Origin of the sequence: Mesorhizobium sp., from assembly GCF_017306585.1 — a bacterium.
GTDB lineage: Bacteria > Pseudomonadota > Alphaproteobacteria > Rhizobiales > Rhizobiaceae > Mesorhizobium.
Genome location: NZ_JAFKIC010000142.1, coordinates 30,896 through 41,357, shown reverse-complemented (window position 1 = coordinate 41,357; position 10,462 = coordinate 30,896). Strand labels below are relative to the sequence as shown.

The following is a 10,462-nucleotide window of genomic DNA, read 5'->3' as shown; positions in this document are numbered from 1 at the left end:
GGCGCCTTTCGTTTGGATGGCCCGCCTCGCGTCGGATGTCAGAACTTATAGCTGACCCGCGCGGTCACGGTGGACAGGCTCGCATCGATGTTGGAACCGCAGCCGGTGCAAGGACCGGTATTGAACTCGGAGCCGAGGAACTTCGAGCCGAAGTCCATATGGTCGAATTCCAGCCCGGCGATCCAGTTCGGCGCGAACGCATAGTCCCAGCCGACCCCGATGACATAGCCGCTGCGGCGGGAGCCCTGGTCGCTGGATGTGCCGAACGTGTTCAGCGAATGTGTGTTGATCCGGGCATTGGCGTAGCCGCCGCGCAGGTAAAGGAATGACGTATCCCCGACGGCTGCGCCAACGCGCCCTGTGAGCGTCGCGATGTCGCGGAACCGGGTTTCGCGCGTGGATGATCCGCTTGGCGTCTGTTCCGTCCTGGAAATGTCGGCATAGGACCAGGAGCCCTCTATGCCCAGAACCCACATGCCGCTCTGCCAGTTGTAGCCGGCATGGATGCCGCCCAATCCGCCGCGCGGGCTGACATCGTCATTGGCGGTGCTGTATCCTACATTGTCGCGCCAGTCGCCGCGCCCCCAGCCATAGCCGCCCTGAACGCCGATATAGACCCCGCTCCAGTCGTAGGCCTGCTGGACGGGTGCCGCGGAAATATCCGCGGCCGAGGCATTGGCCGCAGGAAGGGCGAGAGCGAAGACAAGAGCGATAAGACGTTTCATTGAGATTCCTTCTGAGTCGGCATGCCGCCGCATTTGCGCCTGAGAGGGAACCGGCACGAATCTGTCCAAGGGCAACCCACCGATTCCGATTGGAAACGGTAGTGATGAAAAGCGAGCGCCGACACGGACAACTAGGGAAAGGTACGGGTAAACGCGGACACGCCAGCCGCGGCGCTGCCCACGCGATCGGCGAACGCGTTTGCGTCAGGAGGCCGCGGCCATCTGTTCGTTGCCCGAACTGATTTCCTGGTCCGGCGATACCGAGACACATCCACGGCCTGCTGCCTTGGCCGCGTAGCAGGCCGCGTCGGCCCTGGCGATAATCTCGTCGGCTTCGCCGCAGCCTTTGTCGATCGGCGCCAATCCGATGCTGGCGCCGATCTGGTACGGGCGGCCTTCCCAGCTGAAGTTCAGACCTCGGATCGCATCGATGATCGAACGCGCCGCGATGCCGGCGCCGGCAGCCGACGCCGATTTCAGGATGACCGCGAATTCGTCACCGCCCAGCCGCGCAACGATGTCGTCGGGACCGAGCACGCCGCGCATGGCCTCGGCCACCCGCTTCAGCAAGGCGTCGCCGGCGGCGTGGCCGCCTGTATCGTTCACCAGCTTGAAGTGATCGAGGTCGATGAACATGAACTGCTGGCCGCCTCTGGCCGTCGGGCCATTCCTGCGCGCCTGGTCTACAAGGTCTTCCATCGTGCGGATGAAGCTTGAACGGTTGGCAAGGCCGGTCAGCGCGTCATGCGCGGCGGCATGGGCGAGCTGCCGCTGCAGGGCGCGTGCATCGGTGAAGTCCTGGAAGACGATAACCAGACCGCAGAATTCGTTGCGCTCGTTCACGATGGGCGAAACGACCTGACGGATGCTGCAGCGTGTGTCGTCGCGCCGGATCAGAACAGCGCGGCTGTTCTGATCCGCCCGGGCGTCGGCGCCTATCGCGGGTCGCGCCACGCCGATCCTGTGGCCCGTCTCCTCGTCGACCGCCCAGTAGACATGGCCGAGCATCTTGCCGAGCGCCTCGCTGCCGGAAACGCCGGTCAGCTTCTCGGCCACCGGGTTCATGAAGGTGACGCGGTTGGCGGCATCCGTGCAGATGACAGCGTCGCCGATCGACCGCAGCGTCACCCTGAGCCGCTCTTTCTCGTCGGCCAGCATCGCGGCCGAGACGATGAGGCGTTCCTCGGCCTGCTTGCGCTGCGTGATGTCGGTAAGGCTGCCTATCGCCCTGATCAGTTGTCCGTCGCCATCGCGCTCGATCGCCTTGCCGCGATCGAGAATCCAGATCCAATGGCCATCCTTGTGGCGCATCCGGAACTCGGCCTCGAAGAATTCCGTATTGCCTTCCAGATGGGCGCGATCGGCCGCCAGGACCGCCTCGCGGTCATCGGGATGGATCATCGTCAGCCAGTGGTCGGGATCGCCGTCGAGTTCGCCTTCCGCATAGCCCAGCATCTTGACCCAGGTCGAGGAGTAGGTCGTGCCGCCCCTGCGCATATTGAGATCCCAGACCCCCTGGCCGGCACCGGCCAGCGCGAAATTCCAGCGCGTCTCGGCCTCGGCGATGCGCGCCTCGGCCTGCTTGCGCGCGTCGATGTCCTCGATCTGTGAGACCAGATAGAGCGGAATACCGCTCTTCTCGTCGCGAATGACGGAGCCGGCAAGACGGGCCCAGATCGGCATGCCGTCTTTTTTGAGGTAGCGCTTCTCGAAATGGAAGGCGTCGACCGTGCCCGCTTTCATGCCCTCCATGGTTTCGCGCCCGATATGCAGGTCGTCAGGGTGCGTGATCTGGAAGAAGGTCAGCGCCTCGATCTCCTGGCGGCTGTAGCCCAGCATGGCCGCAAAGGCCGGATTGGTTTCGAGGATACGCCCATCGAGGCCGACGATGGCGATACCGATCGATGAATCCTCCATCGCGCGGCGGAACCGCTGCTCGCTCTGCGCGATCTGGCGGCGATCGTCCGAGATCCGGCCGATGACCAGATAGGCGAAGAAAAGCGCGCAGCCGGTCGCCACGACCGACGCTTGCAGACAGAATTTCAGCCCTTCGGGACCGAGGGCAACCCTGGAAAACAGGACGAGGACGGCCACCACGGCAAGGCTGAGCACAAGCAGGCTCAATGCATGTTTGTGGGGCTTCGGCCCGATCATTCCGCGCAATGTCACGACCCGTGCCACCCCCGTGGGCAATCGCTTTTTCCCGTAAAAACCCTGAAGGATCGATTTTAAGGAAAGGTTGCGCCCGGGGTACTGGGGATATGGACAACCGGCAAACAATCGCCGGCATGATTAAGGATCGGTATGCGCGCTCGCGTGCAGCCTGCTACCAGCGCACGAAAAACCTCCCGCCGAGCGCGCCAAGCAAGGCGAGGACCGCGATAGCGATCGTGTACCAGGTGGCGACGAACAGCGGCGAATCGTCAAAGCAGTGTGCGGCATAGAAGGTCGCCGCCAGGCCGCCGGCAAGCAGGCCCGCCACCGTGCCGGCAAGCACCGGGCGCGTCGGCGCGCCGTAGCGCAGCATCCACAGGAAGACAGCCAGCGGGCCGATGCCGATCAGCGGGATGAAGCCCATGCAGATCATCATGTTGGAGCCGACCATGCGCGTGCCCCAAAGTCTCTCCGGCACCATGAAGAGTTCCAGGACCACCGCCAAGGCAACCAGCAGCGGCGCCGCGGCCATCCAGGCCATTGCGCGCCCTGTCGCCGCGCCTGGCGTCGACAGGGTGCGGATCAGGGCAAAGGCGCTGATGGCGAGCACGATGGTGAAAACGAATTTGGAGAGGAAGCGCACCGTGTGCGCGGCCACCATGAAATCCGTACGCGGGCCGATCGTCATCCAAAAGACCGCGGCCGCGATGATAACGGCGGCACCGGCTGCCAGCCACCATGCGGGCCGCAGCGGCATCGCCTTGCTGCTGATGTCGGCGTCCAGCGCCTTGATGAGATCCTCGGTCCTCATGTCATTCCCGCCCGAAGCGCCCCTGGCTGAACCGCTTGGCTATGGCGGCCAACCCCCGATGCAAAGACACGCGCACCGCTGTCTCGGTGATGCCGAATTTCGCCGCCGTCTCGCCGATCGAACGCCCTTCCACCGATACGGACGACACCACCGAACGCTGCGCCGGCGGCAGCCCGTCCAGCGCCCGGTTGATGTCGCGCTCGCTGACGGTCTCGGTTTCGGGCTCGGCAAAAGTCTCGGCGATATCGTCGACGTCGATCTCGATACGCCGGCCACGCCGCCGGAAGGCGTCGATCAGCTTGAAGCGGGCTATGGCATAGACCCACGGCAATACCGGCGCTTCCTGGCGCCAGGTATGCCGCTTCACATGAATGGCCAGCAAGGTTTCCTGCACGACATCCTCGGGATCGACCCCGCCCTGCACGATCTTGCGCCGGACAAAGCCGCGCACCAGCGCGGCGATCCGGTGGAGAAAATCGGCGTAGGCCTTCTCATCTCCCGCGATCGCGGCCCGCAACAGCCGGGAAAGCTCGGCCTCGTCCTTGCCGCTCACAAGAGTTCACTCCCCCGATTTTCGTGTCTCGGCACTGATTTGTTACGTGGCCGGCGAAATAATGTCCAAGCCAAACTGCGGGCAAATCACGAAAGTTTGCGGGCCTGCGACTTCAGCCCGGCCATCCCCGCCGTCGGCGGCATCGCGCCATCGGGGCCCGGGCAACGGCTTGATTCATTTCGCATTCCGCCTCCATCCGGCCGCCGGGAAAAACAATTTCGCGCTGCCCGGAATTATCCGCCCGATGCCGACGTTTATGCCTGTGCGCGGCCAAAAATGTTGACTACTATGGTCATGTATCGATAGGTGGGCGCGCCAACCCCTGGATCAAGGATGACCCCATGAAATATGCTCTTTCCACCTTGGCTGGCGCCACGGCGCTTGTTGTCAGCCTGATCGGCGGTCCGGCGATGGCCGAGGACGATGGCATCGTCGTCTACAATGCCCAGCATGAAAGCCTGGCCAAGGAATGGGCTGAAGGTTTCACCAAGGAAACCGGCATCAAGGTCACGCTGCGCAATGGCGGCGACAGCGACTTTTCCAACCAGATCGTCGCCGAGGGCGCTGCCTCGCCTGCCGATGTTTTCCTGACCGAGAATTCGCCGGCCATGGCGCTGGTCGAAGCAGCCGGCCTGTTCGCCCCGGTCGACGCCGACACGCTGGCCCAGGTGCCGCAGGACTATCAGCCTTCCACCGGCAAATGGGTGGGCGTGGCCGCGCGCAGCACCGTATTCGCCTACAACAAGACCAAGCTCAGCGCCGACAAGCTGCCCAAGTCGCTGCTCGACCTCGCCGACCCGAGCTGGAAGGGCCGCTGGGCCGCGTCGCCTTCGGGCGCTGACTTCCAGGCTATCGTCAGCGCGCTGCTGCAGCTCAAGGGCGAAGCGGCCACCGCCGACTGGCTGAAGGCGATGAAGACCAATTTCACCGCCTACAAAGGCAACTCCACGGTGATGAAAGCGGTCAATGCCGGCGAGATCGAAGGCGGCGTGATCTACCACTATTACTATTTCGGCGATCAGGCCAAGACCGGCGAAAACAGCGGCAATGTCGAACTGCACTACTTCAAGAACCAGGATCCGGGCGCGTTCGTCTCGGTCTCGGGCGGCGGCGTGCTCGCCTCGAGCAAGCATCAGAAGGAAGCGCAGGCCTTCCTGAAGTGGGTGACCGGCAAAGGCGGCCAGGACGTTCTGAAGAACGGAACCTCCTTCGAATACGCCGTCGGCAAGGATGCGCAGTCGAATCCGAAGCTGGTGCCGCTCGCCGACCTGCAGGCGCCGAAGGTCGATGCGGCAACGCTGAACTCCAAGAAGGTCACCGACCTGATGACGGCAGCCGGCTTGCTTTAGTTGCCATTCGTCCTAATAAGGACGTCCGACCGTGCTCCCGCGGTAACCCCGCGGGAGCGCTTTGTTTTTCGAGACCTGTCGATGACGGCATGCTCCCTCTCCGGCCGCGATAGCGGCCATCAGATTGCCGCCACCGGCGCCGCAACGGCCCGGCATCTCGACTGATGCAGTCCGCGGTCGATCTTTCACGCACGAGCCTGCCGCCCAAGACGCGCCGGCGGACGCATCGGCGCGTCGCGCCCTGGATCGTCACTGCCGCTGTGGCCGTCTCGCTGCTGGCGCTCGTGCCGCTCGCCTTCATCATCTGGATCGCGATCCAGACGGGCTGGGAGACGGTCTCGGCATTGGTCTTCCGGCCCCGCGTGGGCGAGCTCCTGGTCAACACCACCCTGCTGGTGCTGCTCTCCGTGCCGATCGCCATCGTGCTGTCCGTCGCGCTGGCCTGGCTGACCGAGCGCAGCGACCTGCCCGGCGGCCGCCTGTGGGCTTGGTTATGTGTTGCACCGCTCGCCATTCCGGCCTTCGTGCACTCCTATGCCTGGATCACCCTGGTGCCCGGACTGCATGGCTTGTGGGCCGGCGTGCTGGTGTCGGTGATCGCCTATTTCCCGTTCCTCTATCTGCCGGTGTCGGCGGCGCTCCGCCGGCTCGATCCGGCGCTGGAAGACGCGGCCGCAGCACTTGGCCTGGGACCCTGGCGCGTGTTCCGACGCGTCGTGCTGCCGCAGCTGAGGCTCGCCATCTGCGGCGGCTCGCTGCTCGTCGGCCTGCACCTGCTGGCCGAATACGGCCTCTATGTCTTCATCCGGTTCGACACCTTCACCACCGCGATCGTCGACCAGTTCCAGTCGACCTTCAACGGGCCGGCGGCCAACATGCTGGCCGGCGTGCTGGCGACCTGCTGCTTCGTACTGCTCGGCATCGAAGTGCTGGTGCGCGGCGAGGAGCGTTATGCCCGTGTCGGTTCCGGCGCGGCGCGCCATCAGCAACGCATGAGCCTCGGCCGCGCAACCGTCCCGAGCCTGGCCCTGCTCGTCATCACCACCTTGCTGGCGCTTGGCGTGCCGTTCGTCACCATTGGCCGCTGGCTCCTTGCGGGCGGCGCCGGCGTCTGGCGCCTCGACGAGATCGGCCTGGCGCTTGGCCAAACGCTGTTCCTGTCGCTTGCAGGCGCGCTGCTCGCCACCATTGCTGCGATGCCGATGGCCTGGATCTCGATCCGCGCGCCGGGACCGCTGCAGCGTCTGCTGGAGGGTTGCAACTATATCGTCGGCTCGCTACCGGGTGTCGTCATCGCGCTGGCGCTGGTCACAATCACCGTGCGCATCGCGCAGCCGCTCTATCAGACGCTGTTCACCATCCTGGTTGCTTATGCCCTCATGTTCCTGCCGCGCGCCCTGGTCAGCCTGCGGGCCTCGATCGCCCAGGCGCCGGTCGAGCTCGAACGCGCCGCGTCCAGCCTCGGCCGGCGCCCGCTCAACGCGCTCTGGTCAACCACGATCCGGCTCTCGGCGCCCGGCGCGGCGGCCGGCATGGCGCTGGTGGCGCTCGGCATCATGAACGAGCTGACCGCGACCCAGATGCTGGCGCCGAACGGCACCCGCACACTGGCCATGGCGTTCTGGTCCTACAGCGGCGAGATCGACTATGCCGCCGCAGCGCCTTATGCCTTCATCATGGTGGCGATGTCACTGCCCCTGACCTGGCTGCTCTATGTCCAGTCGAAGCGGATGGCCGGACGATGAGCTTTCTCGAAATCAGCCGCCTGGAAAAGCAGTACGGCCCCGTCGCCGCACTGGCCGGCGTCGACCTCAATGTCGCCAGCGGCAGCCGCACGGCGATCGTCGGCCCTTCCGGTTGCGGCAAGACCACCTTGCTGCGGCTTATCGCCGGCTTCGAGGCGCCCGACCAGGGCCGCATCGTGCTCGACGGCGAAGTGCTGGCCAATGGCGGCGCCGCCGTACCGGCGCATCGTCGCGGCATCGGCGTGGTGGCGCAGGACGGCGCCCTGTTCCCGCATCTGACCATAGCGGACAATATCGGTTTCGGCATGGATCGCGGCCAGGACAAGCGCACCGAGCGCATCGTCGAACTCGCCTATATCGTGGGACTGGACAAAGCCATCCTCAAACGCCGCCCGCATGAGCTCTCCGGCGGCCAGCAGCAGCGCGTGGCGCTCGCCCGCGCCATGGCGATGAAGCCCAGGCTGATGCTGCTCGACGAGCCGTTCTCGGCGCTGGACACCGGCCTGCGCGCCTCGATGCGCAAGGCGGTGGCCGAACTGCTGGAAGCCGCGGGCATTACCACCATACTGGTGACGCACGACCAGGCCGAGGCCCTGTCCTTCGCCAGTCAGGTGGCGGTCATGCGCGACGGTAGATTCTCGCAGGTCGGCACGCCGCGCGACCTCTATCTCAAGCCGAAGGACAGGATGATCGCCGAGTTCCTCGGCGATGCCATCATCCTGCCGGCCAGCATCTCCGGCGGCTTCGCCATTTCGCCGCTGGGCCGGATCGCGGTCGACACCAAGGACAGCCGCGATGTCGTCCGCATCATGCTGCGGCCGGAACAGATCGGGCTGAAGCGAACGTCGCGCGAGGGCATGTCGGGCACATCGGACATGCTGTTCGGCGAAGTGACGGAATCGGAATTCGCCGGCTCGACATGCACGATCGCGGTGCGGCTTCTGAACAATGCCGATCCGCCCGATGCCGCCGCGATCGGCGGCACGCCGCTGATCCTGCGCAGATCCGGCATGGACGCGCCAGCGGTAGGAGAGATCGTACGGCTCACCGTGTCCGGAAAGGCCCACGTCTTCGCATAAGGTTCCGGTGAGGATTTAGACCGGCTCGGGCACGGATGCCTTGAAGACATCGAGGCGGCTGCCCGTCTCGGAGGAGAAGAAATGCATGTCGTCGGCTGAAAGCTTCAGACCGACCGTGCTGCCGGGCTCGGGGTGGATGGCCTCCGATGTCATCACCGAGAACGGCGCCCCGTCTAGATCGGCGTAGATCACCCGCCCGGCGCCAAGTTCCTCGACGAGGTCGACGGTAGCGTTGAGGGCGCCTGATGTGCCCGGCGCCACCAGCCGGACCGCTTCCGGCCGGATGCCCATGGCGACCTTCGTGCCGACCGGCAGGCCGGCGCGCGCGATCGACAGGCGCCGGCTGCCGTCGAGCAGCGACAGTCCGTCGAGTTCGACGGTGCCTTCCAGGATGTTCATCGCCGGCGCGCCGACAAAGGTGGCGACGAAGCGGCTGGCCGGACGCGTGTAGATTTCGCCCGGCGTGCCGACCTGTTCGACGCGTCCGCCATTCATGACCACCAGCCGGTCGGCGAGTGTCATCGCCTCGACCTGGTCGTGGGTGACGAAGACGGAGGTCGCATTGAGCCGGCGGTGCAGCTTGCGGATCTCGGAACGCATCTGGACGCGCAGCTTGGCGTCCAGATTGGACAACGGCTCGTCGAACAGGAACACTTTCGGCTCACGGATCATGGCGCGGCCCATGGCGACGCGCTGCCGCTGGCCGCCCGAAAGCGCCATCGGCTTGCGGTCGAGCAGATGTTCGAGCTCCAGCGTGCGGGCCACCGCCCGGATGCGCTGGTCGCGCTCGGCGGCGGGGATGCCGGCGACCTTGAGCGAATAGCCGATGTTCTGGGCGACACTCATATGCGGATAGAGCGCGTAGTTCTGGAACACCATGGCGCAGCCGCGCTCGCGCGGCTCGAGCTTGTTCACCACCGTACCGTCGATGGCGATCGTGCCGTCGGAAATCTCTTCCAGTCCGGCGATCATGCGCAAAAGCGTAGACTTGCCGCAGCCGGACGGCCCGAGAATGACGACGAATTCGCCCGATGCGAAATCGAGATCGACGCCGTGCACGACCTGCGTCTTGGCGTAGTTCTTCTTGACGCCGCGTATCGTGATGGAGGCCATTTTCCGTCTCCCTTTTATTTCTCGGTGACGATGAGGCCGCGCACGAACCAGCGCTGCATCAGCACGACGACGATAAGCGGCGGCAGCATGACGATGAGCGTGCCTGCCATAGCGATATGCCACTCCGGAGAGCCGCCGACATTGGGAATGAGCTGCTTCAGCTCGGTGACCGCCATCGCGCGCGACTGGTCGGTGGTGATGAGCAACGGCCACAGATACTGGTTCCAGGCCCACAGGAACATGATGGTGCCGAGAGCCGCCATGTTGTTGCGCGACAAGGGCAGCAGGATATCGACGAAGAAGCGCAACGGACCGGCGCCATCCATGCGCGCGGCCTCGGTCAGCTCATCCGGCACGGTCAGGAAGAACTGCCGGTAGAGGAATGTGCCGGTGGCGGTGGCGACCAGCGGCAATATCAGGCCGCTGTAGCTGTTGAGCAATCCACGGCTGAGCGAGACCCGTACACCTGATATCTTTTCGATCAGCCAGGAGAGCCCGGTCACGTCCAGGATCGCCTGGTAGGGCTCGAGCACATTGGCGACCACGGCATAGGTCGGCACGATACGCACTTCGAGCGGCAGCATGAGCGTGATGAAGATCAGCCAGAACATCAACGTGCGGCCGGGAAAGCGGAAATAGACGATCGAGAAGGCGGTCAGCGCCGAGACGATCACCTTGCCGGCCGCGGCGCCGCCAGCCACGATGAAGGAGTTGAGCAGCTTCGGTCCGAGATCGGCCGTAACCCAGGCGGTCTTGATGTTGACCCAGAAGTCGCTGCCCGGCAGCAGCGACATCGGCACGTCGTTGACATCCTTGAGATTGTGCGAGGCCGCGATCGCCACGATGACGAACGGCGCGACGCAGAAAACGAAGCCGGCGAACAGGATCAGATGGGTGAAGAAATTGAGGAATGGGGTGCGCTCGACCATAACC

The 10,462-nt window shown here is 64.8% G+C and carries 9 protein-coding genes; 3 read left to right on the top strand and 6 right to left on the bottom strand.

The window, feature by feature from the left end:
- Positions 1 to 38: 38 nt before the first annotated feature.
- From J0I79_RS15255 to J0I79_RS15240, 4 genes are all read right to left on the bottom strand, one after another.
- The gene (locus tag J0I79_RS15255) at positions 39 to 725 is read right to left on the bottom strand and encodes an outer membrane beta-barrel protein (protein WP_292860019.1); all 687 of its coding nucleotides are present in this window, start codon (positions 723 to 725) and stop codon (positions 39 to 41) included.
- A 204-nt stretch (positions 726 to 929) separates the two neighbouring features.
- On the bottom strand, positions 930 to 2,849 hold the full coding sequence (locus J0I79_RS15250) for a PAS domain S-box protein (RefSeq protein WP_292860016.1): 1,920 nt from the start codon (positions 2,847 to 2,849) through the stop codon (positions 930 to 932).
- Positions 2,850 to 3,051: 202 nt separating this feature from the next.
- Positions 3,052 to 3,690: an NrsF family protein gene (locus J0I79_RS15245; protein WP_292860013.1), complete on the bottom strand. Its 639-nt coding sequence runs from the start codon at positions 3,688 to 3,690 to the stop codon at positions 3,052 to 3,054.
- Position 3,691: 1 nt separating this feature from the next.
- Entirely contained in the window at positions 3,692 to 4,243 is a 552-nt protein-coding gene (locus tag J0I79_RS15240) for a sigma-70 family RNA polymerase sigma factor (RefSeq protein ID WP_292860010.1), read from the bottom strand.
- A gap of 341 nt (positions 4,244 to 4,584) precedes the next feature.
- Here J0I79_RS15240 and J0I79_RS15235 point away from each other — a divergent pair, with 341 nt between their 5' ends.
- The 3 genes from J0I79_RS15235 to J0I79_RS15225 all read left to right on the top strand — a co-directional run bounded on the left by J0I79_RS15235 (position 4,585) and on the right by J0I79_RS15225 (position 8,416).
- Positions 4,585 to 5,592, top strand: coding sequence for an iron ABC transporter substrate-binding protein (locus J0I79_RS15235; protein WP_292860007.1), 1,008 nt, complete (start codon positions 4,585 to 4,587; stop codon positions 5,590 to 5,592).
- 164 nt (positions 5,593 to 5,756) lie between these two features.
- Positions 5,757 to 7,337 (top strand): iron ABC transporter permease, encoded by a 1,581-nt coding sequence (locus tag J0I79_RS15230; protein ID WP_292860004.1) that lies wholly within the window; start codon positions 5,757 to 5,759, stop codon positions 7,335 to 7,337.
- Positions 7,334 to 8,416: an ABC transporter ATP-binding protein gene (locus J0I79_RS15225; RefSeq protein ID WP_292860001.1), complete on the top strand. Its 1,083-nt coding sequence runs from the start codon at positions 7,334 to 7,336 to the stop codon at positions 8,414 to 8,416. The genes J0I79_RS15230 and J0I79_RS15225 overlap by 4 nt, the downstream gene beginning before the upstream one ends.
- Positions 8,417 to 8,431: 15 nt before the next feature.
- On the opposite strand, the gene J0I79_RS15220 is transcribed toward J0I79_RS15225, so the two are convergent.
- Together J0I79_RS15220 and J0I79_RS15215 are read right to left on the bottom strand one after the other, a co-directional pair.
- Positions 8,432 to 9,529: a sn-glycerol-3-phosphate import ATP-binding protein UgpC gene (locus J0I79_RS15220; protein ID WP_292859997.1), complete on the bottom strand. Its 1,098-nt coding sequence runs from the start codon at positions 9,527 to 9,529 to the stop codon at positions 8,432 to 8,434.
- A 14-nt stretch (positions 9,530 to 9,543) separates the two neighbouring features.
- The gene (locus J0I79_RS15215; protein ID WP_292859994.1) at positions 9,544 to 10,458 is read right to left on the bottom strand and encodes an ABC transporter permease subunit; all 915 of its coding nucleotides are present in this window, start codon (positions 10,456 to 10,458) and stop codon (positions 9,544 to 9,546) included.
- Between the last annotated feature and the right edge of the window lie 4 nt (positions 10,459 to 10,462).

Bases quoted from the DNA above. Each gene is read 5' to 3' on its own strand.
- J0I79_RS15235 (WP_292860007.1), top strand. From the start codon at position 4,585: ATGAAATATGCTCTTTCCACCTTGGCTGGCGCCACGGCGCTTGTTGTC.
- J0I79_RS15230 (WP_292860004.1), top strand. From the start codon at position 5,757: ATGCAGTCCGCGGTCGATCTTTCACGCACGAGCCTGCCGCCCAAGACG.
- J0I79_RS15255 (WP_292860019.1), bottom strand. From the start codon at position 725: ATGAAACGTCTTATCGCTCTTGTCTTCGCTCTCGCCCTTCCTGCGGCC.
- J0I79_RS15245 (WP_292860013.1), bottom strand. From the start codon at position 3,690: ATGAGGACCGAGGATCTCATCAAGGCGCTGGACGCCGACATCAGCAGC.
- J0I79_RS15215 (WP_292859994.1), bottom strand. From the start codon at position 10,458: ATGGTCGAGCGCACCCCATTCCTCAATTTCTTCACCCATCTGATCCTG.
- J0I79_RS15220 (WP_292859997.1), bottom strand. From the start codon at position 9,529: ATGGCCTCCATCACGATACGCGGCGTCAAGAAGAACTACGCCAAGACG.
- J0I79_RS15225 (WP_292860001.1), top strand. From the start codon at position 7,334: ATGAGCTTTCTCGAAATCAGCCGCCTGGAAAAGCAGTACGGCCCCGTC.